The sequence below is a fragment of the Roseovarius sp. D0-M9 genome (assembly GCF_037083805.1).
Taxonomy (GTDB): domain Bacteria; phylum Pseudomonadota; class Alphaproteobacteria; order Rhodobacterales; family Rhodobacteraceae; genus Roseovarius.
Window position 1 is genome coordinate 38,560 of sequence record NZ_JBAPKZ010000018.1, and the last position, 23,668, is coordinate 62,227.

Here is a 23,668-nt window from a genome sequence, read left to right on the forward strand (position 1 = left end):
GGCGCTTGCCAGTGGGGCGCGCCCATGCCACGAAAGGCGCCAATTCGCAGCGGAGGAACCCCATGCGCGCCGGCCTTTCGCTTTTGTGTCTTACCTATGTGCTCAGCCAGTTCTACCGCGCGTTTCTCGCCGTTCTCGGCGGCGTGCTCCAGCGCGATATCGGCGCGGGGCCCGATGATCTTGCGACGGCTTCGGGGCTGTGGTTCCTCGCGTTTGCCTTGGCTCAACTGCCGGTCGGCTGGGCGCTTGACCGGCTCGGGCCGCGGCGCACGACTTCGGCAGTGCTGCTGGTCGGCGGGGCGGGCGGCGCGCTTCTCTTTGCCTTGGCCGCGGCGCCGGTGCATATCAATATCGCCATGATGCTGATCGGGGCCGGCTGCGCGCCGGTGCTGGTCTCGGCCTATTACATCCTTGCGCGGCAGGGCAGCCCTGCGCAATTCGCCACGATGGCGGCGCTGCTGCTGGCTATTGGCTCGGTCGGAAATCTGGGCGCGTCATGGCCGATGGCCTACGCGGTCGAGACCGTGGGCTGGCGCTTTGCCCTCGTTATTCTGGCTGGGCTGACCGCGCTGGCGGCAGGGGCGGTCTTCGTGATCGTGCGCGACCCCGAGGCACCCGTGGACGGCCGGCGCGGATCGATTCTGGACTTGCTGAAAATGCGGGCCCTCTGGCCGATCATCCCGATGATGTTCGTCTGCTATGCCCCCGCTGCCGCCGTGCGGGGCCTGTGGATCGGCCCCTATCTCGGCGATAGCTTCGGCCTCACCACGACGCAGATCGGGCAGGCATCGCTGGTGATGGGCATCGCGATGATCTGCGGCACGCTCATCTGCGGCCCGCTCGACCGGGTCTTTGGCACCCATAAATGGGTTATCCTCGTCAGCAATGTCCTGTGCGCGCTGTCCGCGCTGGCGCTGTCGGCCCTTGTCGGTCACAGCGCGGCGCTGGGGATCGTGCTCTGCGCGGCGATTGGCCTTTTCGGCAGCACCTTCCCGGTGATGATCGCCCACGCGCGCGGGTTCTTTCCCGCACATCTGGCGGGGCGGGGCGTGACGCTGATGAACCTTTTCGGCATCGGCGGCGTGGGGTTGACGCAGCTTGCATCGGGCAGCATCCATGCAGGCGTTTCCGCCGGGCCCGGCGCGCTTGCAGCCTATCAGGTACTCTTTGCCTTTTTCGGAATTGTGACATTGATCGGGGCCGTGGCCTATCTTTTCAGCCGCGACGCGCCCGCCTGACCCCTTTCCTATGGTCGCGAGGCGCGATATGACGCCCGCAGCCATACCGGATTTTGCATCAGGAGTTATCACAGATGGGCTACAGGGTCGCCGTCGTCGGCGCCACGGGCAACGTGGGCCGCGAAATGCTGAACATTCTGGCCGAGCGCCAGTTCCCCGCCGACGAGGTCGTCGCGCTGGCCAGCCGAAAATCGCTGGGCAGCGAAGTCAGCTATGGTGACAAGACGCTCAAGACCAAGGATCTCGACACCTTCGATTTCACAGGCTGGGACATCGCACTGTTTGCCATCGGCTCGGATGCGACCAAGATCTACGCCCCCAAGGCGGCCAAGTCGGGCTGCATCGTGATCGACAACAGCTCGCTCTATCGCTACGACGCGGACGTTCCGCTGGTCGTCCCCGAGGTCAATCCCGAGGCGGTCGAAATGGTGCACAAGCGCAACATCATCGCCAACCCTAACTGCTCGACCGCGCAGATGGTCGTGGCGCTCAAGCCGCTGCATGACCGCGCGCGCATCAAGCGTGTCGTCGTCAGCACTTATCAATCGGTCAGCGGCGCGGGCAAAGAGGGCATCGACGAGCTTTGGGATCAGACCAAGTCGATCTACAACCCGACCGACGACAAGCCCGCCAAGAAATTCACCAAGCAGATCGCCTTCAACGTGATCCCGCATATCGATGCCTTCATGGACAGCGGCGACACCAAGGAAGAGTGGAAGATGGTCGCCGAGACCAAGAAGATCGTCGACCCCAAGATCAAGGTCACCGCGACATGCGTGCGCGTCCCGGTCTTTGTCGGCCACTCCGAGGCGATCAACATCGAGTTCGAGGAATTCCTCGACGAGGATGAGGCGCGCGACATCCTGCGTGAGGCACCGGGCATCATGGTGATCGACAAGCGGCAGGACGGTGGCTACGTGACTCCCGTTGAATGTGTTGGCGACTTTGCGACCTTTATCAGCCGCATCCGTCAGGACAGCACGATCGACAACGGTCTGAACCTCTGGTGCGTCAGCGACAACCTGCGCAAGGGTGCGGCCCTCAACGCCGTGCAGATCGCCGAGACGCTGGGCCAGCGCGTGCTGAAAAAGGGCTGACCGGCTCTGCCGTGTCTCGGCGCCATCCGCGCTGGGATACGGCGTTAGTCCGCGCGGCTGTCATGGTTTGCCTTGCCGGTGCAAGGCAAGCCATCACAAGTACTGTTGTGAAAAACATCCATATCATGACGCCAGAGTGCCCCGCCCGCGTTAAGATAGCGTAAATCCGCGCATTCTTGCTGAAACTCGCTTGCAATCGGGCCTCATGCGCCAAAGATGCGTCGGACATTTCCGGAGAGTTCATCATGCGCGCCTCAATCCCCACTCTACTGCTGACGCTCGCCCTGCCGGGCACGGCCCTCGCGGACGATATTGCGCTGACCAGCCGCGTCTCGGCGGTAACGCTCTATCCGCAAGGCGCGACCATCGAGCGTGACGTCACCTTCGAGGCACCTGCGGGGCAGCATGATCTGATACTCGTCGATTTGCCCCAGGACACCGATCTGACGACCTTGCGCGCCAGCGTCAGCGGTGCCGAGATGGGCAGCGTCACCACCCGCCGCACCGCGCAGTTGCCCCGGAGCGAGGATCAGAGCGCGGCGATCGAGGCCGCCCGCGAAGAGGTGGAGCGCCGCGAAGAGGCGCTCGAGGCGGCGCGCGCCGATATTGCGCGCCTTCGCCTCGCAGTCGATGCGGCCGATGCGCAGGCCACGTTCCTGGCGAAGCTGGGGCAGGGCGAGGGGATCGCATCGCAGGGCGTCGATACGCTGCGCGACATGGCGCAGATGATCGGGCAGCAGACGCTTGCCGCGCGCGAGACGGCCCATGATGCCGCCCGCCAGGCGGCCGAGGCAGAGCGCGGGTTGGAGGACCAGATCGACGCCCTGAAGGACGCGCGCCAGGCGCTTGCCGCGCTGGTTCCCGAGGATGAGGACCGCGCGATGCTGGCCGTCTCGATCACTGCAGAGGCCCAGACCAGTGGTACCCTCAGCATCAGTTACCAGACGTGGAATGCCGGATGGTCGCCCGTCTATGACATGACGCTGACGCGTGAAACGGGCGCTCTGGATATTGCGCGTGGCGCATATGTGACGCAATCCACCGGCGAGAATTGGCAGGATGTCGCGCTGACCCTCTCGACAGTGCGCCCCAGCGGTCAGACCCGGCCCAGCCAGATCGACCCGCTCCTGCGCCGGATCGGCCCGCCCCCGCAGATCATGCGCAAGGAGGCGCTGGGCGCGCAGATGGACAGTATGGCGATGGAGGAGCCTGCCGCCGAGTCGGCGCGCGCGCCCGCCGCAGTCACCGCATCGGCGGCGTTCGACGGCCTTGCTGTGACATATGATTATGCCCCGGCCGTTTCCGTCGCCTCGGGGGCAGACGCGCTGCGCATCGCGCTGGGCACCCTCAACACCCAGGCGACGGTGCAGGCCCGCGCCGTGCCGCTCTACGACAGCAGCGCATTCCTCATGGCCGAGTTCACCAATGACACGGGCGAGCTGATCCTGCCGGGCGAGACGCATCATTATCTGGGCGAGACCTATGTGGGCCAGACCATGGGTGAGCTGATCGCGTCAGGTGCCACCAGCTAGGCGTCCTTTGGCCCGATCGACGGGCTGACCCTGACGCGCAAGGTGCTCGACCGCGAAGAGGGTGACAGCGGTCTGATCCGGAAGTCCAGCGACCTTACCGAGACCGCCCGCATCGAAGTTGAAAACCTGACGGGCGAGGCATGGCCACTGCGCGTGCTCGACCGCGTGCCCTACTCCGAACAGGAAGATCTGCAAATCGACTGGCAGGCAGAGCCGCGCCCGGATGAGGTGGATGTCGAGGACCAGACGGGCGTCATGGCGTGGGAGTTCGATCTCGAACCCGGCGCGATGCGCACGCTGCTGCTGGAGTACGCGATGCAATGGCCCGAGGATCAGGTTCTGCAATAGGCGCGGGCGCCCTGGCTTCATCTTGGCAAAAATACTCAAATTCCGCCGGATGAATTATGGAGTCACGCTTTTGTCTTGAGGCTTCGGCTAGGGGCGAGGCGCGCGCATCTTCCAGCTCGTGCGCCGCGCTTGAGGTGTGCGGATAAGGCGCTCAGAGATCCTTGCGCGCGCTCAGCGCCGCGCTGATCGTGCCGTCATCGAGGTAATCAAGCTCGCCGCCGATGGGCACGCCTTGGGCGAGCGAGGTCAGGCGGACGCGGCCTTCGATCTGGTCGGCGATGTAATGGGCGGTGGTCTGCCCGTCGATCGTGGCAGCGAGGGCGAGGATCACTTCCTCGATGCCCTCCTCGTCCAGTCGGCGCATCATCTGCGGAATGCGCAGCTGCTCAGGGCCGACCTGGTCAAGCGCGCTCAGCGTGCCGCCAAGCACGTGATAGCGCCCCTTGTAAGCTCCGCCGCGCTCCATCGCCCAGAGGTCCGACACGCTTTCGACAATGCAGAGCATGCCATTGGCCCGCTTGGGCGCGAGGCAGATATCACAGATTTCGGTGGTGCCGATATTTCCGCATCTGGCACATTCGCGCGCCGTCGCCGCAACCGTCTGCATCATGTCGGCCAAGGGCAGCAGCTTCATCTCGCGCTTGGCGATCAGGTGCAGCACCGCGCGCCGCGCTGAGCGCGGGCCAAGGCCCGGCAGGCGCGACATCATCTCGATCAGGCTGTCGATATCGCGGGTCGAGTTCAAACCGGAACTCCTGGCATGAGGCGGCGCCGCCTTCGGCGAGAGTATTTATAGAACAATGAAAGACAGGCGCGGCGTGTCAGAACGGCAGCTTCATGTCAGCAGGCAGGCCCATGCCTTCGGTCAGCTTGCTCATTTCCTCCTGAGCGCGGTCGCTGGCCTTGCCTTGGGCATCCTTGATCGCCGCGAGGATAAGGTCTTCGACGACCTCCTTGTCGTCACCGGAAAAGATGCTGGGGTCGATGTCGAGGCTCTTCAATTCGCCCTTGCAGGTGGCGACCGCCTTGACGAGGCCGGCGCCGCTTTCGCCAGTCACCGTCATCGTGTGCATCTCTTCCTGCATCTCGGCCATCTTGGCCTGCATTTCCTGCGCGGCCTTCATCATCTTGGCCATGTCGCCCATCTGGCCCAGTCCCTTGAACATGTCGATCTCCGATTGCTGAGGATGTTTGTAGATAGATACGATGTTGGTAGATAGATACGGGCGCGGCCCGTCTCGCACAAGGGGTCCGCCCCTAGGGCGCGGTGCTGCCCTCTCTGGGCTTGCGGCTGGTATAGAGGATCATTCCGCCGCAAAGTGCCGCGACCGCGAGGATAAAGAGCGCGGGCGAGGCGCGGCACCCTTCGGCCATTGCGCCTGCGCGCTGGCCCTCCGGATCGGCGGCGGCGACCATCATAGTCAGGCCCGACCAGAGGACGCAGACAACGAGCGCGCCCCATGCGCTGCGCAGCAAAAGTGCGGTGACCGAGGCGGCCAGCAGGAAGAGGCTCGCCGGGCTGGAGAAGAGCGCGAGCGCCTCGCCCCATATGGTGATGGGCACGCCGTCCCAGCCGGGACGCAGCGTCTCGCAAACCTCTGCCATGGCTGCGCCGGGCGTCAGGGCTGCAGCGGCGATGATCAATCCTCTTCGAACGGGTCCCATTCATCCTCGACTTCGGGCAGGGCATCGGCCATCGCCTCATTCTCGATCTGGCGGGCCGTGCGGATTTCGATGATCTGCGCGCCGGGAAAGGCGTCCTTGACCGCCTGGACCAGTGGATGCCCCTCGGCCTCGGTGCGCAGGGCCATCTCCTCGGCATCGCGCTTGGCGGCGATGGTCTTTTCTCCGCCCTCGTTGACCAGCGTCACCGCCCAGCGATTGCCCGTCCAGCGCTGAAGCGCCGCGCCAAGGCGCTGCGCCAGATCGGCCGGCGCGTTCTCGGTCGGCACGAATTCGATGCGGCCGGGCTGATAGGCCGCCAGCTGAACGCAGGTTTCGACCTCGACCAGAAGTTTCACGTCGCGGTTGGCGCGGATCATCTCGACCACGTGGTGAAAGCTGGGGTAATGCGCCAGCGCCTCATTGGGGGCGACAGCCAGCGCCCCGCCAGCACCGTTCCCTGAAGGGGCGCTGCGCGATTGCTGCGGCTGCGCAGGCGGCGCGCTGTAGGGCGCGCTTGCAGGCTGCGCCGCGGCGCTCGTGCCGCCCGTCGGCGCGGCGCCGCCACCGCCACTCGGGGCACTGGCGGCGCCGGCGGCTGCGCCGGAGGGCACAGGCGTGTCCTTGAGCTTGCGCAAAAGCTCCTCGGGACTGGGCAGGTCGGCAACATGCGTGAGGCGGATGACGGCCATCTCGGCGGCCATCATCGCGTTCGGTGCGCCTGCGACTTCCTCGAGCGCCTTGAGCAGCATCTGCCACATGCGCGTCAGCACGCGCATCGGCAGCGCCTCGGCCATTTGCAGCCCGCGCGCCCGCTCGTCCGGGCCGATGGTCGGATCGTCGGCGGCCTCAGGCGTGATTTTGACGACCGAGGTCCAATGCGTGATCTCGGCCAGATCGCGCAGCACGGCCAGCGGGTCGGCCCCGTCGGAATACTGCGCGCCCAGTTCGGTCAGCGCGCCCGCCGCGTCGCCCTTCAGGATCAGATCAAAGAGGTCGAGAACGCGCCCCCTGTCGGCAAGGCCCAGCATCGCGCGGACCTGATCCGCGCCGGTTTCCCCCGCGCCGTGGCTGATCGCTTGATCCAGCAGCGATGTCGCATCGCGCGCCGAGCCCTCGGCGGCGCGCGTGATGAGCGCCAGCGCATCATCGGTGATCTGCGCACCTTCCTCGCCCGCAATGCGGCGCATGAGTTTCAGCATCACCTCCGGCTCGATCCGGCGCAGGTCGAACCGCTGGCAGCGGCTGAGCACGGTGACCGGAACCTTGCGGATTTCCGTCGTGGCAAAGATGAATTTCACATGCGCCGGCGGCTCTTCCAGCGTTTTCAGGAGGGCGTTGAAGGCCGAGGTGCTGAGCATATGCACCTCGTCGATGATGAAGATCTTGTAGCGCGCGCTGGCGGCGCGGTAGCTGACGGTTTCGATGATGGCGTCGCGAATGTTCTGCACGCCGGTATGGCTGGCCGCGTCCATCTCCATCACGTCGACATGGCGGCCCTCCATGATGGCGATGCAATGCTCGCACACGCCGCAGGGATCGGTGGTAGGGCCGCCCTGACCATCCGCGCCGATGCAGTTCATCCCCTTGGCGATGATGCGCGCGGTCGTGGTTTTGCCCGTGCCGCGAATGCCGGTCATGATGAATGCCTGCGCGATGCGGTCCGCCTCGAAGGCGTTGCGCAGGGTGCGCACCATAGCGTCCTGTCCGACCAGATCGGCGAAGGTTTCGGGCCGGTATTTGCGGGCCAGAACGCGGTAGCCGGTGGGGGCGGTGTCGGTCATTTGGGGCGCCTGCTGGAATCGGGAACACTTGGGCGCTCAAGGTAGTGGCAGGGCGCGCCCGCGTCCACCGCCCGCGCCGTCACAGCGCCCATAATACTGCGCCGGTCCCGATCGTGGCGATGCTCAGCAACAAGGCGAGGCGGCGGAAATTCTTGGCCTTGGTCACATCAGCCTCGCGCGAGGTGAGGCGTTTGTGCGTCTTGTCAGCATGGTGTGCGGCGACCCAGTAAATCACGATGGATGTCAGTAGAAAAAGACTGGCCACGCCCTTGGCCGCCCACGCCGGATCCAACTCTCCAAAGACGGCCTTGAGCGCAATGGCCACGCCGACAGCGCCGAGTGCAAGGCCCATCCATGAATTGAACGTGCGCTCATTGGCCATGATGGTGCGATCTTCGGCCCAGTCGGTTCGCTGCTCGGCTTTTTCGGTCTTGTTCGTGTTGCTCATGGGCAAAGTGTAATGTGGGCGCGTTGCTTTGGCGAGATTGGTTTTGCTGGCATGAGCGCGCAGGCCCGGTATAGCGTAGGGCATGAGTTCAGTACCTGAGAGGGCGCCATGATGCGAAAGGGGTTGCGCCGGAACCGCAATATGGAGGATCGCCGCCAGTCTGGCGCCGAGCCCCTGCAACGGCAGGCCGGGCGCGAGTGGCAGCCCCTCGGCTTTGCCCTCGGCACCCCCGACCTGCGCGGGTGTGCTCGCGGATACGAGCAGGGGCAAATATTCGCCTGCGATATCTTCGCCGCCGAGCGGCTTTAGGAGGGAGCGGGGGATGTCAGGCTTCGTCATCCATGCTGTGCCCGTCCTGCGCGGCATCCTTGCCATCGCGCCGCTGCCTGGGGCGGGCGGCGATTATGACGCCGATCTGGAGCATCTGCGTGATTGGCGGCCCGCGATGGTGCTCAGCATGACCGAGGCGCATGAGATGACCGCCGTGGGCGCGGCCGACCTTAACCACGCCATAGTGGCGATGGGCGCGCGCTGGGTGCATGTGCCGGTGCCCGATTTCGGGGTTCCGGATGCTGCGGGCACGGCGATCTGGCGCAAGCGGGCACCTCTGGCGATTTCGGCGCTGCGGGGCGGGGGGCGCGTGCTGATCCACTGCCGCGGCGGCTGCGGACGCTCGGGCATGGCGGCGCTGCGGCTGATGGTCGAGGCCGGTGAGCCGGCGGAGGCGGCGCTGGCACGGCTGCGTGCCGTGCGCGCCTGCGCAGTAGAGACCAGCGCGCAAAGGCGCTGGGCATTGCAAGGGACGGCGCCGGGCGATGTCGGTCCGGCCGGAAGAGACGGCTGAGAATCCCAGAACACCGCAGGGTCCGTTGATGCCGCCCCTGTGGGGGCATGGTTGAAACGGCGCAGCGCTCGGGCAGGCGCGATTCAGTATCGGGTTTTGCATGGCTGCCTTCGCATGTTGCCGATGTCTCACTTTAAATGCTTGGACATGGCGCGAGGGGACCGGAGCCCTTTTCAGCTCCGATCGTGCTGCGTCGCGCCCTCGCGGATTTTAGCGAGCAGCCAATCGCGAAACCGTGCCGCAACCGGATCCGATTCATTTATGCGCAGATAATAGCCCTCGTTACATGGCACAGCGGCCTCATGCGCCAGGACGAGATGGCCTGCCTGCAGGGCGTGCTGGGCCAGAACCTCGCTCACCAGTGCGACGCCGTTTCCGTGGACCGCAAGGTTCAGGGCTGCGCCGTAGGTATCCACGAATATGCTCGGCTTGGGGTCGCCGCCGATCACCTCCCCCCATGTCTTCCAGCCATCCGATGTGCCGACGGATTCGATCAGGGGCAAGGTATGCAGCTTTCCCTCGAGGCCGGGTGACTTCAGCGGAACAAGCCTGTTCGGCTCCAGCATGATGGCATCGCGTCCAACCTGCTTGGGCGAGCCAAAGGGAATTTCGACGTTTTCCCTCAGCGTGTGAAAATCATCAGGCCAGATGGTGCTGAGAAACCTCAACCGGATGTCCGGATGGCTGTGGGTGAACTCGGCGAGGCGCGGCGAGATAATCCACTGAGCGACACTGACCGAAGAGGCGACCGTCAGCACGTTCTCGGTTGGCACCGTGTTGAACGCAGCGGCTGCGGCGGTGAGCGCCTCAAGCGCCACGCCCACTTGGGGCAGCAGTTTGCGCCCGTCGTCGGTCAGGGTCAGGCCGCGCGCACGGCGGATGAAGAGGGCAGTGCCCAGCGATGTCTCAAGCGAGCGCACGTGCTGGCTGACCGCGGATTGGGTCATGCCCAGCTCTGCGGCGGCGGCGGTAAAACTCAGGCGCCGCGCGGCGGCCTCGAACGCGCGGAACCACCCGAGGGGCGGCAGTGCTTTCACCATGGTCAAGTCACTCATTAGTAATACTGATACCTAAGCCCCCTTATCCTTCATTTGTCAAATGACCCGGCCAGGACCGATAGTCGCCCGGCAAGCGAGAGGGAGACGATCATGCAGCCAGAGATCAGAAAAATAGTGACATACGACGAAGAAATCCTGATCGAAGGGTATCGCGCGGCGACGCGCCCGTGGCGATCGTTCGCTGTGGCTGCCGTCCTGCGCAACCCGTGGGCAGGCCGGTTCGTCGAGGATCTGAAGCCCGAAATCCACGCCTACGGCCCCGTGCTGGGCGAGATGATGACCGAGCGCATGATAAAGCTGGCCGGATCGGGCGATGAGATCGAAGCCTATGGCAAGGCCGCTGTCGTCGGCCTGAACGGTGAGATCGAGCACGCATCGGGGCTGATTCACACGCTGCGCTTTGGCAACCACTACCGCGAGGCGGTTGGTGCGAAATCCTATCTGGCGTTCACCAACACGCGCGGCGGGGCGAATGCGCCGATCATGGTGCCCCTGATGGACAAGAACGACGCAGGTCGCCGCTCGCATTACCTGACGATCCAGTTCGCCATCCCCGACGCGCCGCGCGACGACGAAATTGTCGTCGTGCTGGGCGCTGCGACCGGGGGACGCCCGCATCACCGCATCGGCGACCGCTATCAGGACTTGAAGGATTTGGGCCATGACCTGGACAACCCAGCCGCGGTCTGAGGCCGGGCAGCTTTCCGCGATCACGGCGGGGGACGGCCAGACCGTCCTGCTGATCCACGGCGTCGGCTTGCGGGCCGAAGCGTGGGGCGCGCAGATCGCGGCGCTGGCGGGCTTTTGCCGCGTTCAGGCGGTCGACATGCCCGGCCATGGGCAAAGCGCGGCCTTGTCCAGCGGTGCGCAGCTGGCCGATTTCACCGATGTGATCGCCGCGGCGATCAACGGGCCGGCGGTGGTGATCGGCCACTCCTTCGGGGCGATGATCGCCCTCGATATCGCGATCCGCCACCCCGGCAAGGTAAAGGCGGTCGCCGCCCTCAACGCGGTTCACAGGCGCAGCGCGGCGGCAAAGGCGGCTGTCATGCGCCGGGCCGCAATGCTGGATGGCGTATCGGCAGCGGACCCGACCGCGACGCTCGACCGCTGGTTCGGGCCGGTGCCCTCACCCGAGCGGGAGGCTTGCCGCGAATGGCTGTGCGCGGTGGATCCGGCAAGATACCGCGACGCCTACCGCGTTTTCGCGGCCGAGGACGGCCCATCCGATGAGGGGCTGCACAGCCTTGGCTGTCCTGCACTGTTCCTGACGGGCGCAGACGAGCCGAATTCGACACCGGCCATGTCACGGCGCATGGCAGCGCTGGCGCCCCAAGGGCGGGCAAAGATCATTCCCGGCGCGGCGCACATGCTGCCGATGACCCATGCGGCCGAGGTCAGCGCAATACTTGAACACTTCGTAAAGGGACATTCAGAATGACGCAGATCGACCCCCGCGCGCTTCGCGGCGCGTTTGGAAGCTTCATGACGGGCGTTACCGTGGTGACGGCCCTGAGGCCCGACGGCACCGCCGCCGGTTTCACCGCCAATTCGTTTTCATCGGTCTCCCTCGATCCCCCCTTGCTGCTGGTCTGTCCGGGCAAGTTCCTGTCCAGCTACGAGGTTTTCGCAAATTGCACCCATTTTGCGGTCAACGTGCTGGCCGAGGGGCAGGAGGCGATCTCCAACACGTTCGCCAGCTTCAAGGGTGACCGCTTTGCCTGCGTGCCGCATCATGCCGATCAGCATGGCGTGCCGTTGATCGACGGGGCGGCGGTGCAATTTTCATGCCGCACACATCGCATCGTTCCGGCGGGCGATCACTGTATCCTGATCGGCGAGGTCGCGGATTTCGCGCAGTCGGGGGATGCGGGCCTTGGCTATGTCGGCGGCCAGTATTTCAGCCTTGGGCTGGAGCGGGCGGCCTTTGAAGAGACCAGCGGTCCGGGCATCTGCGGCGCCATCGTCGAGGATGGCGACCGCGTTCTGATGGTGCGCACGGAGGATGGGCTGCGCCCGCCGCACTGCACGCATACCGAGCGCGGCAGGCTTGTCACTGACCTGCGCGAGGCCCTCCTGAGCAAGGGAATCTCGGCAGAGCTGGGGCCGGCCTATTCGGTCTTCGACAGCGCCAAACCGCGCACCCATCACACCTATTTTCTGGCCACCGGCGAGGCCCGGAACGCACCGCCTGACATCGTTGCCATTCCGACCGCCGATCTGCCGCAGCAGACATTCGCCAGTCCCGCGATCGGGCGCATGATGACCCGCTTTGCACTGGAATCGCGCACCCGAAACTTCGCCCTCTACCTCGGAGATACCGAAGAAGGTGCCGTTCACGACCAAAAGACAGGAAGCTGAATAATGGATTTTTCGCTTTTCGCTCATATGGAGCGGATCACACCACAGCAGGAGCAGCGCGTCCTGCGTGAAGAGCTGATCACACTCGCCAAAATGGCGGATGAAGGCGGGATGCGGGCCATCTGGACGGGCGAGCATCACGGGATGGACTTCACCATCGCGCCCAACCCGTTTCTCAGCCTCGTCGATCTGAGCTATCACACCAAGAACCTGCGCCTCGGGACGGGCACCGTCATCGCGCCTTTCTGGCACCCCATCGCCTTGGCGGGCGAGGCAGCCGCGACCGACCTTATCACGGGCGGGCGGGTCGAGCTGGGGATTGCGCGCGGCGCCTATTCCTATGAATATGAACGCCTGCGTCCGGGAATGGATGCCTGGGATGCGGGCCAACGCATGCGCGAAAGCGCGCCCCTCCTGCGACAGCTTTGGGCCGGGGATTGCGCGCATGACGGCAAATACTATCAGTTCCCCGCCACCACCTCGGCGCCCAAGCCGGTGCAGCCCGATGGGCCGCCCATCTGGATCGCGGCACGCGATGCCAATAGCCATGCCTTCGGGGTCGACAACGGGTTCAACGTTCAGGTCACGCCCCTCTGGCAGGGCATGGCCGAAATCGAAAAGCTGATGGCGACGTTCAATGACGCCTGCGCCGCCTCTGCCCAGCCGCGCCCGAAAGTCATGTTGCTGCACCACACCTACGTTGGCTCGGATGCCGATGATGTCGCGCGCGCGGCGCAGGAATTGTCTGAATTCTATTGCTACTTTGGTGCATGGTTCCAGAACAAGCGGCCTGTCAGCCAGGGGCTGATAGATCCGCTCAGCAAAGAGGAGATGGCGGCCAACACCATGATGTCACCGGAGAACATGCAGCGCGATCTGACGTTGGGCACCGCGCAGGAGGTGATCGACCAGATCAAGCGATACGAGGATCTGGGCTATGATGAATACGCATTCTGGATCGACAGCGGAATGACGTCCGAGCGCAAGCGCGCCTCGCTCGCGCGGTTCATCGACGACGTGATGCCAGCCTTTACATGAGGACCGATATGACCCAGCTCCCGCACTTTCAACTCTTCATCGACGGCACCTGGTCCGAGGGGCACGCGGGCCAGACCATGATGACGCAAAACCCCGCGACGGGTGAGGATTGGGCGAGTTTCGCCTGCGCCGCCCTGCAGGACGTGGACCGCGCCATCACCGCCGCGCGCCGCGCGCTGAATGATCCCGCTTGGCGCGACATGACGCAGACGCAGCGGGGCAAGCTGCTCTATCGTCTTGCGGATCTGATCGAAGAGAACGCTCAGGAGCTGGGCCGTCTCGAGACGACCGACAGCGGCAAGCTTTTGGCCGAGACCGCCAGCCAGACGGCCTATGTTGGCGATTACTATCGCTATTACGCGGGCCTTGCCGACAAGATCGAAGGGGCTGTGCTGCCGATCGACAAGCCCGACATGCATGTCTTTACCCGGCGCGAGCCGATCGGCATCGTCGCGGCCATCGTGCCGTGGAATGCACAGATGTTCCTTACTGCGACCAAACTGGGCCCCGCCCTTGCCGCAGGCTGCGCAGTGGTGCTGAAAGCCTCTGAGGTGGCACCTGCCCCAATGCTGGCCTTCGCCAGATTGATCGAACAGGCGGGCTTTCCTGCGGGTGTTGTTTCGGTCGTCACCGGGGACGCCGAGAATTGCGCGATTCCGCTGACTCGTCATCCGGACGTGGACCGCATTGCCTTTACCGGCGGGCCGGATACGGCGCGCCATGTGGTGCGCAACTCGGCCGAGAGCTTTGCTGTGACGTCATTGGAGCTGGGCGGCAAATCCCCGATCCTCGTGTTCGAAGATGCCGATCTCGAAGGGGCGGCGAACGGGCTGATCGCGGGCAACTTCGGCGCATCGGGTCAAAGCTGTGTGGCAGGCTCGCGCGGGCTGATCCATCGCCCGATCCTTGAACAACTGATTGCGGTGATCGCAGAGAAGGCAGCCAATATCGTGGTGGGTGACCCACTCGACGCAGGCTCACACCTTGGCCCGCTCTGCACGTCGGCGCAGATCGACAAGATCGTCACGACGCTCGCCACAGCCAAGACGCAGGGCGCCAAAGTTCATTTTGGCGGCGCACCCGTGGCGGGCGCCGGGAACTACATGGCGCCGACTTTGGTGGAATGCACCAGTACGGACACGGAGACCTTGCAGGTCGAGATGTTCGGCCCGGTGATGTCACTGATACCCTTCGATACCGAAGAGGAGGCGATCAGCATGGCCAATGACACGCCTTTCGGGCTGGGCTCGGGGGTCTTTACGCAAAACCTTGCGCGGGCGCACCGGGTCTCAGCGCGGCTCAAGGCCGGTATCTGCTGGATCAACACCTACCGCGCAATTTCGCCCATCGCGCCCTTCGGGGGGTATAACCAGTCTGGCTACGGACGCGAGGCGGGGATTGATGCGATCCATGACTACACCAGAACGAAAACCACCTGGATCAACACATCCGGCAGCCCGATGGCAAACCCCTTCGTGATGAGGTGAGGCGGGCCCTCCTGACCTGAGCCTGCCTGCATGCGTCGCAGCTGCAAACCGCCGCGCAAGTCGCGCGATCGCACGGCAGGCCATGGTGTGAGGGGGGCGCGAACTACGGGGGGGCCTTGGATGTGGTTCGGTTTGTCTGAACAGGTTCCGGAGCCACCTCTGCCTTAGCAGGCGTGCGCGCCCATGACACTGGCATTCCTGACTGGCGGCGAGGTCGCCAGCGTGCTAGCGCGCTGGCATGATTTCTGCCTCACCCTGCAAGGGATGCCCGCCGACATGCTGCGCGAATTCTGGACTTACTACCGTCCTTGGAAAGGGCTCTTCTGGCTGGATTTCGGCAGTGCTGTGCTGTCGGGCTTGTTGGAGCTGGCTTTTCCGTTCGCGGTCAAGCTCTTCATCGACGTGCTTTTGCCGCGCGGTGACCTGACCCTTACGATCCTCGCCGCAGTTGGCCTCGTGGCCATCTACGCGGTCAACAGCGGCTTGATGGCGGTCGTGGTCTATTGGGGCCACAAGCTGGGTATCAACATCGAGACGGAAATGCGCCGCCGCGCCTTCGATCAGCTACAGCGGCTGTCGTTCTCTTATTTCGACAAGGTGCGCACCGGCAAGTTGGTGGCCCGCGTCACCCGCGATCTGGAGGAAATCGGCGAGGTCGCGCATCACGGCCCAGAGGATCTCTTTGTTGCTGTCATGACGTTCATCGGCGCCTTTGCCATGATGGCTGTCATTAACTTTGAACTGGCTCTGATCACAGCGGCCATCGTGCCGGTGAGCGTCATCATCGTCGCCGTCTTTGGCGGCCGGATGACGCGCACATGGCGCGACATCTATGCCCGCGTCGCTGATTTCAACGTTCGCCTGGAAGAGAACGTCGGCGGTATCCGCATCGTTCAGGCATTTGCCAATGAAGAGCACGAGAAGAAACTTTTTGCCCAGGATAACGCGCGCTACCGCGACACCAAGTTGCAGGCCTACAAGGTGATGGCGGCCACCACGACGCTTAATTACATGGGGATGCGCTTTGTTCAGGTGGCGGTGATGGTGGCGGGCGCGGTCTACGTTCTGAACGGCGATCTGACCACGGGTGGATACGTTGCATTCTTGCTGCTGGTCAGCCTCTTCTTCCGGCCACTTGAGAAGATCGCAGCCGTGATCGAGCTTTATCCCCGCGGCATCGCCGGTTTCCGGCGATATCTGGAACTGATGGCCACCCGCCCGGATGTGGAGGACAGCACCGATGCGCGCCCTGCGCCTGCTTTTGACGGTGCCATCACATTCGAATATGTCGGATTTGGCTATGATCCCGATCGGCCTGTTCTGGGAGAGGTCACGCTGTCCGTTGCGGCGGGCGAGACGGTGGCCTTCGTCGGCCCGTCGGGCGCTGGCAAAACCTCGCTTCTGGCCCTTGTGCCGCGCTTTTACGAGCCGCAGTCAGGCCGGATCACCATCGACGGACAGGATATCGCCGGGCTCACGCTACGGTCGCTACGCCAACAGATCGGCATCGTCAGCCAGGACGTCTTCCTGTTCGGGGGCACCTTGCGAGAGAATATCGCCTACGGACGATTGGACGCGACCGAGGCCGAAATCGTTGAGGCCGCAGCCAAGGCGCGGCTCACCGAGATGATCGCCGGGCTGCCGCGCGGCCTTGATACAATTGTGGGTGAGCGCGGCGTCACCCTCTCGGGTGGGCAAAAGCAGCGCGTGGCCATCGCGCGCATTTTCCTGCGCAATCCACCGATTCTGATCCTTGACGAGGCAACCTCCGCCCTCGACACCGAAACCGAGCGCCTGATCCAGCGCGCTCTGCGCGATCTCGCCCAAGGCCGCACCACATTGGTGATCGCGCACCGTCTGGGCACCATCCGCGACGCGGATCGCATCGCCGTCATGGCCGATGGGCATATCGCCGAGATCGGAACGCATGAGGAGTTGCTCGCCAGCGGCGGGCATTACGCGCGGCTGAGCGCGGTCTGAGCGGCCTCCCCGAGCGCGCCGCCAAGCGCCCTTGCGCGAGGGCGTAGAGTTTGGCATATCCAAACCCGACAAAGTTACTCAGGAATCTGGCAGTCCATGACACCCACCGCGCATATGATCGGCGGCACAATCTCGGTGCGGGGCCTGCGGGTGCGGCGAGGCGGGCGCGAGATCCTTCGAGGAATCGATCTGGACATTGCAACCGGTGGCATCACGGCATTGATCGGGCCCAATGGATGCGGCAAGTCCACGCTGCTCAAGACAATCGCGCGGGTTCTGACGCCATCGACCGGCCAGATCGCACTGGACGGCGCGGCGCTGGACCGCCTCGGTTCACGGAACGTGGCGCGCAGGCTGGCCCTGTTGCCGCAGTCGCCCATCCTGCCCGAAGGCATGCGCGTGCGGGATCTGGTCGCCCAAGGCCGTCATCCCTATCGCAGCCTTTTGCGCCAATGGTCGAAAGGCGACGATGCGGCCATTGCGAGGGCCATGGAGGATGCCGGTGTTTCGGATCTGGCCGAGCGTCCGCTCGCATCGCTCTCGGGCGGGCAACGGCAGCGCTGCTGGATCGCCATGACCCTCGCGCAAGAGACGGGTATCTTGCTGTTGGACGAGCCGACAACCTACCTAGATCTGGCCGTTCAGATCGAGATCATGCGCTTGCTGACCCGTCTCGCTGCCGAAGGGCGCACCATTCTCGTCGTGCTGCATGAGTTGAATTTGGCCGCGGCCTTCGCATCACGCATCGTCATGATGAAAGACGGCATGGTCGCGGCGGATGGCACAGCCCCCGAGGCGATCACCGAGGCATGTCTTGACTCCGTTTTCGGCCTCGACGCCCATGTGATCAGCGATCCCGAGACTGGCCGCCCCGTTTGCCTGCCCCGGATCGAGGCCCGCCGGTGAGAGCGGCACATCGCAGCTTGCCCCTGCTGTTGGGTCTGGCGCTGTTGTCCGCGCTTGCGTGGCATCTGGCAGCGGGCGCCCATTCGGTGCCCTTGCAGAATGTAGTGAAGGCGCTGATTTCGGGCGCGCCGGAGAGCTATGACGCTGTCGTGGTCACCCAGATTCGGCTGCCGCGTGCTGTGGGTGCCATGCTCGCCGGGGCCAGCCTCGCTGCAGCGGGTGCGCTGATGCAGGGCGCCACGCGCAATCCACTGGCTGATCCCGGCCTCTTTGGCCTTTTGGCGGGCGCGGCGCTTGCCGTGGTTCTGGGCCAAGGCACCTTTGGGATGACATCCCCCGTTGCGGTGCCGATACTCGCCGCCGCTGGTGCACTCGCCGGGGCCGTCATGGTCTGGACACTCACCGCTGCGTCAAACGCAGGCGGCACGCTGACGCCAGTGCTGGCAGGGGCCGCCGTGACGGCCTTTCTGGGTGCGGTGAAACTTCTGATGAACCTCATGGACGAGCGCAATTTTGATGCGTTGCGCATCTGGTTGTCGGGCTCGCTGGCAGGCCTACGCTTGCCGGTGTTGATGGTCACTGCGCCTGTCGCCGCGGCTGGGCTGGTTGCTGCGCTGCTGATCGGGCCACGGCTTACTGCTCTCGGGATGGGCGACGAGACGGCCAAAAGTCTCGGCTTCAACCTGCGGCGGCTGCGGGCGGCGACGCTGGTGGCTGTCGTGGTTCTGACCGCCTGCGCCGTGGCGCTGGCCGGTCCACTGGGATTTGTCGGCCTGACGGTGCCGCATGTTGCCCGCCTGATTGCCGGCGTCGATTATGGCCGCATCGTGCCTCTTTCCATGATGCTGGGGGCCATTTGCCTGTTGGCGATGGACACAGCGGCACGGGTGGCTGTGGCGCCAGCCGAGATGTCGGTCGGTATCCTGACCGCGCTGATCGGCGCGCCTGTCTTTGTGCTTCTGGTGCGGAGCCGTCTGTGACGGAGTGGCGTGTCTCTGCCTTTCGCGGTCGCGTGGCGCTTGCCCTTCCGGTGCGCGGGCTGGCAGCGATGGCGGTGCTCTTGCTGACGCTTGCGACGCTGATGGCCAGCAGCGTTGCCTTCGGCACCATCGACCTCGACCTGACCGAGACGATGCGTGCCCTCGTCGGGACCAGCACGGGGCGCGCCGCCATGATAGCCGGAGAGTTGCGCCTGCCTCGCGCGTTGACCGCGTTGATGGCGGGTGGGTTGCTGGCGATCTCGGGCGCTCTCTTGCAGGGGGCCACGCGCAATCCCTTGGCTGACCCCGCTCTGGTCGGCATCAGCCAAGGCGCTGGTCTGGCCGTGGTCGCCGCCACGATCCTGGCCCCTGGCCTCAGTGAGGTATGGCGCATGCCTGCGGCCTTCGCCGGCGGCGTCGGAACCGCCGGGATCATCCTGTTGCTGGCCGAGCGTGGCGGCGCCGCCGAGCCATTGCGCTTCTTGCTCATCGGTCTCGGCCTTGCCGCGTTTCTTGCGGCGGCCACGACGGCGCTTTTGACATATGGCGGCCTCAGCGATGCCCATGCGGCGCTGGCGTGGCTTTCGGGATCGGTGCGCGCGGCCGGGTGGGGGGACGTTCGCCTATTGGGCATGGCAACGCTCGCGGCTCTTGTGATCTGCGCCGCGTCGGCACGCCCCTTGGCGGTACTTGGCATCGGGGATGATCTGGCCGCGACCTTGGGCCACAGGCCCGCCCGCGCGCGCGCAGGACTGTTGATCGGCGCTGTCGCGCTGGCCTCGGCATCGGTTGCGGTGGTCGGCCCCATCGCCTTCGTCGGCCTGCTTGCGCCTCATGCCGCGACGCGCCTGGCGCGCTGCGGTCCGGGGATGCATCTGACGCTTTGCTGGGCGTTGGGCGGCGCGCTGACATGCGGGGCGGACCTCGTTGGGCGCATCGCTTTCGACCCGGTGCAGATACCTGCGGGACTGGTCAGCGCCCTCATCGGCGCGCCCCTCTTCGCGCTTCTGATGATGCGCGTCATGAGAAAGGACATAGAATGATCCGGCGCTTGATCTTATGCGCGGCCATGCTGGTGGCCGGTGCTGCCGCCGCAGATGATTTTCCCATGACGATCTCGCACAAGTTCGGCGAGACGGTCATCGAGGCACAGCCGCAGCGTGTTGCAACGGTGGATTTCGCAGGGGCTGACGATTTGCTGGCCTTGGGCGTGCAGCCGGTGGCGATCCGGCACTGGTATGGCGATCAGGAGGGCGCACTATGGCCTTGGGTCACGCCCAAGCTGGCCTCTTCGCCCGAGATATTGCGCGGTGAGATCAATTACGAGCAAATCGCCCGCGCGGATCCTGATGTCATTCTGGCCCTTTGGTCGGGGATCACCGCAGGTGATTACGAGCAGCTGAGCCGCATCGCACCGGTGGTGGCAACGCCTGCTGGCATGGGGGATTTCGAGCTGCCTTGGGACCGCCGCTCCCGTATCGCCGGGCGTGCGATTGGCCGTGAGGCGGAGGCGGATGCTCAGATCGCCGCCATCAACGCGCGCCTTGAGGTCATTGCGTCCGAACATCCCGCCTGGGATGGCAAGACCGCCAGCGTCGCCTATGCCATGAATGGTAGCCCCGGCGCCTACACCGCCCGCGATATTCGCGTGCAACTGCTGGCGCAGATGGGCTTTGTGCAGCCGCCTGCTCTGATTGCGGCAAAGGGGCAAGATGCATCCTTTGCACTGACGCTGAGCGAGGAGGCGCTGAATGTGCTCGATGCCGACGTGATCTTGTGGATGTCGGCGACGGGCGATTTCTCGGCCATAGATGCCCTGTTGACCCGGCGATTTCTGTCTGCTGCCAGCCAAGGGCGCGAGGTGCTGGCAGGCGAGGTCATGACAGGCGCGCTTTCGCACGCATCGCTCCTGAGTTTGCCCTTTGCGCTCGACGCGCTCGTGCCTGCGATTGAGGCCGCGCTGGCCGGCGAGGGGCCGGTGGCCTTGCCGTGAGCGTCCAGTTCACCCTTGACCGCACGGCAGACGTCGTCGATGCGCTGATGGCCATGAATGCCCAAGTGTTGCCAAGCATGACCTCGCGCGACCACGCTGCGTGGGTGATGAACGTGCTGGCCCATGAGGTTGTAGTAATCGTCAAAATACCCGAAGGGCGCAGGCGCGGCCGTGCCGTAATAGGGCATGAATTGCCCGCCGACGTGATCCTCGTCCATATCGGTGTAGCTGAGGTGCAAGGTCAGGCGGCTGCCATCGTCGAACGCCTTGGTAAGGCCGCCAAAGATGACCCCCTCAAAGCCTTCTTCGAACATGCCGTGCCCGTCCTGACGCGTGAGTTTGGCGCCGAGGCGGTAGGACAGATCCTCGTTCAGCTTGCCGGCGGTCTCGCCGCTGATCGACGCCCGCCCCTCGCTGTCCAGATCAAAGCTGAGCGCGCTGCCCTCGCTGCCATCCGGCAGGCGTGAGACGTGGTTGACGACGCCGCCCGGACTGGATGCGCCATAAAGCATGGAGGACGGACCCTTGAGCACTTCGATGCGCTCAAGCAGGAAGGGATCGACATAGAAGGTGCCAAACCCGTAGGAGAAAAGCGACAGGCCATCCATGTAGGCGCCGGTGTCGAACGAGTTGAAGCCGCGGATGTAGAACCAGTTGGTATCGCTGTCATACCCGTAGAGCTGGCTCTGCACACCGGCCACATCCTGCAGCACTTGGTCGACCTTGCGCGGCGTCTGCTTTTGAAAAGTCTCGCGTCCAACGACAGTCACCGATTGTGGCACCTCGGTGATCTCGGTCGCGGTTTTCATGCCCGTCAGGGTGGACGGGTTGATGTCGCCGCCGACTGGATTGGCGCCCTGCACGTCAAAGACGATCTCGCCCAGGTCGAAGGCCTGATCGTCCTGTGCAAAGAGGGGCGATGCCATGCCACTGACCAGAATGGTCGTGCCGGCAAGCCTGGCCGCCAATGAAGTCGTCCGTGTGAGTGATGCGGTCATGCGCGCGGTCATGTGTTTTTCCCTTTTCCGAACTTGGAGAGCCCGGTCAGCCAAGGCATGACCGGTGCATTTTCTGCCGGGCTAAACCGTCCTGAGATCTCAGTCTTGAGTAAAACTGTCGGGAATTGTGCAATCCTGCTGCAAAAGCATGTTTCTGCGCCACGTCCCCGGCGTCTGACCGGTCAAGGACCGGAAGGCACGTGTCAGATGTGCCTGATCGGCAAAGCCTGCACTGGCGGCGATATCCGCAATCGTTCGGCCTTCTTGCAAGAGCGTCTGCGCCAGACGGACGCGCATGGATTTCAGGGCCCTGTAGGGTGTGTCGCCACAGCTTTGACGGTAGGCATGGGCGAACCAGCTTTCCGAAAGGCCGACATGAGCCGCCATATCCGCGACCGTCAGCCGATCGTGCATCCTGCCCCGCATCAGGGCCGTCACCTTTTGCATTTGTGCCGGTGAGAGCCCGCCGCGCTGAGGTGCGCGGGCCTCGGCACCGCCCGCGTGGTGCAGGACCTTGCAAACAAACGCCGTGGCGAGAGAACTGATGACCAGATCACTCGCCGCACCGGCGCGTAGCTCAGCCGCGATGAGAAGGGCAATCGCACGGGCAGGCGGATTTCCCGATAGCAGGAGAGGCCGCTGCAGTGCCTCGAGGTCCTGCTTGTTCAGACCGTTGAAACACTGCGTCAGAAGGCGCTGATCAAAATGCAGATCAAGGTGGCACAAAGCCCCCCTTTGGCAAAAGCGGGACTCTGCCGACACGCCTGCAGGAATGTAGGCGATGGCCACCGACGTCTCGCTCGTCCCGTCCTCGCAGGTCAGGTCCATTGGCGCGCTCGCAGGATCAAGCACAATCACGAAGCGTGGGTCGCGGGCGACATACCGGCCGCTCGCACCGGCGCCGATGTCGACCGTCCAAAGATCTGCAACGGCACCCTGCCACGACCGCGTTACCAGTGGCATGGCGGGTTTGATGCGGGAGGTGAAACTCGTCATACAGGGACGGAAACTCATGGCGATTCCAGTTGTCCTACTGTTTTAATCAACTTTACCCGAGTAGGCAGTATGCGAGCCGCCTCAGCATGGCAATCAAAGATGCCCATTATTTCCGATTATTTCCGTTGGGAATCGAGGGGGAGCCACGTTTGTGGTGTCTGAGCCACGATTGACGCAATCGAGGCGGGTCAGGTGGAAAGCCTGTGGGTCACGGAACAGCTCGGCCGACCGATCGCTAAGGCGTGGAACGCGATCGGGTCGGCGTCGCTGGCACGCAAAAGAAAGCCGAAGGGGGACGCGGGGCGTCTCGCCATCCCCGTGGCGGCCGACCGCGATCATGACCGTGACGTGGCAATGACACTGGTCGAGGATACAGGTCTGGACGCCGTCTATTCGGGAACGCTCGCGGAGTCTTGGCGCCAGCAGCCGGGCGCACCGGTCTACTGCACGGATCTAACGCGCGAAGAGATCGAGGCAGCCCTGTCCGCCGCCGAACGGGCTCGGCTGCCCGCGCGCAGGGATCTCGGCGTAGCCGTGATGCAGGAGCGGCTTGGGGATGGCACTACGAACCCTGACGAGGAGTGGGGCGTCCGCCTGGTGCGCGCCATCAACATGTAAGCGCTTCGTTCTTCTGAACGATGGGGCCTCGACCCTGTCTTCAGGAGTGGTGCGAATGCCCGCAACGGCTCGCGAAGCTGACTTGCCGCAGCGCAACATGGGTCGGCTGACCCATCCAGGTCAGCCATCGACACGACCGGCCCACTACGGACATTCGTCAGATCGCCGGTGTCTCAATGCGGTTTCCTCAAACCGGCCATTTGTGCAAAGCGCTGCAATTCCGTTGCTCTAATGAAAATATGCGCAAGGTGACGACTTTCGCAGTTTCCCCCCATGGCCTGATGTCTAACATGGCCACGC

Annotated in this window: 25 protein-coding genes and 1 pseudogene; 18 read left to right on the plus strand and 8 right to left on the minus strand. The window is 64.4% G+C overall.

The features are described 5' to 3' along the window. Nucleotides 1-62: 62 nt before the first annotated feature. The 4 genes from V8352_RS12685 (at nt 63) to V8352_RS12700 (ending at nt 4,215) form a co-directional block, all read left to right on the plus strand. A complete protein-coding gene (locus V8352_RS12685; RefSeq protein WP_336424664.1) occupies nt 63-1,238 on the plus strand; it encodes an MFS transporter in 1,176 nt (391 codons plus the stop codon). 74 nt (nt 1,239-1,312) lie between these two features. Beyond that, entirely contained in the window at nt 1,313-2,335 is a 1,023-nt protein-coding gene (locus tag V8352_RS12690; RefSeq protein WP_336424665.1) for an aspartate-semialdehyde dehydrogenase, read from the plus strand. A gap of 245 nt (nt 2,336-2,580) precedes the next feature. After that, on the plus strand, nt 2,581-3,867 hold the full coding sequence (locus V8352_RS12695) for a mucoidy inhibitor MuiA family protein (RefSeq protein WP_336424666.1): 1,287 nt from the start codon (nt 2,581-2,583) through the stop codon (nt 3,865-3,867). A 15-nt stretch (nt 3,868-3,882) separates the two neighbouring features. Then, a complete protein-coding gene (locus tag V8352_RS12700) occupies nt 3,883-4,215 on the plus strand; it encodes a DUF4139 domain-containing protein (protein ID WP_336424710.1) in 333 nt (110 codons plus the stop codon). Nucleotides 4,216-4,366: 151 nt separating this feature from the next. On the opposite strand, the gene recR is transcribed toward V8352_RS12700, so the two are convergent. The 5 genes from recR to V8352_RS12725 all read right to left on the minus strand — a co-directional run bounded on the left by recR (nt 4,367) and on the right by V8352_RS12725 (nt 8,109). Then, nucleotides 4,367-4,960, minus strand: coding sequence for a recombination mediator RecR (gene recR / locus V8352_RS12705; RefSeq protein WP_336424667.1), 594 nt, complete (start codon nt 4,958-4,960; stop codon nt 4,367-4,369). Nucleotides 4,961-5,036: 76 nt separating this feature from the next. Next, nucleotides 5,037-5,381: a YbaB/EbfC family nucleoid-associated protein gene (locus V8352_RS12710; protein ID WP_336424668.1), complete on the minus strand. Its 345-nt coding sequence runs from the start codon at nt 5,379-5,381 to the stop codon at nt 5,037-5,039. A 91-nt stretch (nt 5,382-5,472) separates the two neighbouring features. Next, nucleotides 5,473-5,859 (minus strand): hypothetical protein, encoded by a 387-nt coding sequence (locus V8352_RS12715; protein ID WP_336424669.1) that lies wholly within the window; start codon nt 5,857-5,859, stop codon nt 5,473-5,475. After that, on the minus strand, nt 5,856-7,661 hold the full coding sequence (locus V8352_RS12720) for a DNA polymerase III subunit gamma/tau (RefSeq protein ID WP_442971028.1): 1,806 nt from the start codon (nt 7,659-7,661) through the stop codon (nt 5,856-5,858). Before V8352_RS12720 ends, V8352_RS12715 begins: the two co-directional genes overlap by 4 nt. Before the next feature lie 79 nt (nt 7,662-7,740). Next, nucleotides 7,741-8,109, minus strand: a complete 369-nt coding sequence (locus tag V8352_RS12725; protein ID WP_336424670.1) for a YidH family protein — start codon at nt 8,107-8,109, stop codon at nt 7,741-7,743. A gap of 108 nt (nt 8,110-8,217) precedes the next feature. Between V8352_RS12725 and V8352_RS12730 the strand changes: the two genes are divergently transcribed. Both V8352_RS12730 and V8352_RS12735 read left to right on the plus strand, forming a co-directional pair. After that, nucleotides 8,218-8,418, plus strand: a complete 201-nt coding sequence (locus V8352_RS12730; protein ID WP_336424671.1) for a hypothetical protein — start codon at nt 8,218-8,220, stop codon at nt 8,416-8,418. A 13-nt stretch (nt 8,419-8,431) separates the two neighbouring features. Then, complete coding sequence (locus V8352_RS12735; protein WP_336424672.1) at nt 8,432-8,953, plus strand: protein-tyrosine phosphatase family protein; 522 nt, start codon at nt 8,432-8,434, stop codon at nt 8,951-8,953. Nucleotides 8,954-9,126: 173 nt separating this feature from the next. Here the strand turns inward: V8352_RS12735 and V8352_RS12740 are convergent, their stop codons facing one another. Further along, entirely contained in the window at nt 9,127-10,008 is an 882-nt protein-coding gene (locus V8352_RS12740) for a LysR family transcriptional regulator (RefSeq protein WP_336424673.1), read from the minus strand. Nucleotides 10,009-10,101: 93 nt separating this feature from the next. On the opposite strand from V8352_RS12740, the gene V8352_RS12745 reads away from it, so the two are divergent. The 11 genes from V8352_RS12745 (at nt 10,102) to V8352_RS12795 (ending at nt 21,223) form a co-directional block, all read left to right on the plus strand. Further along, nucleotides 10,102-10,701 carry an amino acid synthesis family protein gene (locus V8352_RS12745; protein WP_336424674.1) on the plus strand — a complete coding sequence of 200 codons (600 nt, stop codon included), beginning with the start codon at nt 10,102-10,104 and terminating at the stop codon, nt 10,699-10,701. Then, entirely contained in the window at nt 10,673-11,452 is a 780-nt protein-coding gene (locus tag V8352_RS12750; RefSeq protein ID WP_336424675.1) for an alpha/beta fold hydrolase, read from the plus strand. Before V8352_RS12745 ends, V8352_RS12750 begins: the two co-directional genes overlap by 29 nt. Continuing rightward, nucleotides 11,449-12,372 (plus strand): flavin reductase family protein, encoded by a 924-nt coding sequence (locus tag V8352_RS12755; RefSeq protein WP_336424676.1) that lies wholly within the window; start codon nt 11,449-11,451, stop codon nt 12,370-12,372. Before V8352_RS12750 ends, V8352_RS12755 begins: the two co-directional genes overlap by 4 nt. A gap of 3 nt (nt 12,373-12,375) precedes the next feature. Then, complete coding sequence (locus V8352_RS12760; protein WP_336424677.1) at nt 12,376-13,410, plus strand: LLM class flavin-dependent oxidoreductase; 1,035 nt, start codon at nt 12,376-12,378, stop codon at nt 13,408-13,410. A gap of 8 nt (nt 13,411-13,418) precedes the next feature. After that, on the plus strand, nt 13,419-14,897 hold the full coding sequence (locus tag V8352_RS12765; protein ID WP_336424678.1) for an aldehyde dehydrogenase: 1,479 nt from the start codon (nt 13,419-13,421) through the stop codon (nt 14,895-14,897). 276 nt (nt 14,898-15,173) lie between these two features. After that, nucleotides 15,174-16,877, plus strand: a complete 1,704-nt coding sequence (locus tag V8352_RS12770) for an ABC transporter ATP-binding protein (RefSeq protein ID WP_336424711.1) — start codon at nt 15,174-15,176, stop codon at nt 16,875-16,877. 96 nt (nt 16,878-16,973) lie between these two features. Next, nucleotides 16,974-17,783, plus strand: a complete 810-nt coding sequence (locus V8352_RS12775) for an ABC transporter ATP-binding protein (protein WP_336424679.1) — start codon at nt 16,974-16,976, stop codon at nt 17,781-17,783. Then, complete coding sequence (locus tag V8352_RS12780; RefSeq protein ID WP_336424680.1) at nt 17,780-18,763, plus strand: FecCD family ABC transporter permease; 984 nt, start codon at nt 17,780-17,782, stop codon at nt 18,761-18,763. Before V8352_RS12775 ends, V8352_RS12780 begins: the two co-directional genes overlap by 4 nt. Continuing rightward, a complete protein-coding gene (locus V8352_RS12785) occupies nt 18,760-19,806 on the plus strand; it encodes a FecCD family ABC transporter permease (RefSeq protein WP_336424681.1) in 1,047 nt (348 codons plus the stop codon). The genes V8352_RS12780 and V8352_RS12785 overlap by 4 nt, the downstream gene beginning before the upstream one ends. Then, entirely contained in the window at nt 19,803-20,756 is a 954-nt protein-coding gene (locus tag V8352_RS12790; protein ID WP_336424682.1) for an ABC transporter substrate-binding protein, read from the plus strand. The genes V8352_RS12785 and V8352_RS12790 overlap by 4 nt, the downstream gene beginning before the upstream one ends. Then, nucleotides 20,753-21,223, plus strand: a complete 471-nt coding sequence (locus V8352_RS12795; protein WP_336424683.1) for a hypothetical protein — start codon at nt 20,753-20,755, stop codon at nt 21,221-21,223. The genes V8352_RS12790 and V8352_RS12795 overlap by 4 nt, the downstream gene beginning before the upstream one ends. Nucleotides 21,224-21,295: 72 nt before the next feature. Here V8352_RS12795 and V8352_RS21960 read toward each other — a convergent pair. After that, nucleotides 21,296-21,766: pseudogene (locus V8352_RS21960) on the minus strand (TonB-dependent receptor plug domain-containing protein); the annotation flags it as partial. Between the two features lie 87 nt (nt 21,767-21,853). Further along, on the minus strand, nt 21,854-22,717 hold the full coding sequence (locus tag V8352_RS12805) for a helix-turn-helix domain-containing protein (RefSeq protein ID WP_336424685.1): 864 nt from the start codon (nt 22,715-22,717) through the stop codon (nt 21,854-21,856). 351 nt (nt 22,718-23,068) lie between these two features. Here V8352_RS12805 and V8352_RS12810 point away from each other — a divergent pair, with 351 nt between their 5' ends. Continuing rightward, nucleotides 23,069-23,368 (plus strand): hypothetical protein, encoded by a 300-nt coding sequence (locus V8352_RS12810; protein ID WP_336424686.1) that lies wholly within the window; start codon nt 23,069-23,071, stop codon nt 23,366-23,368. The last annotated feature ends 300 nt before the right edge of the window (nt 23,369-23,668 follow it).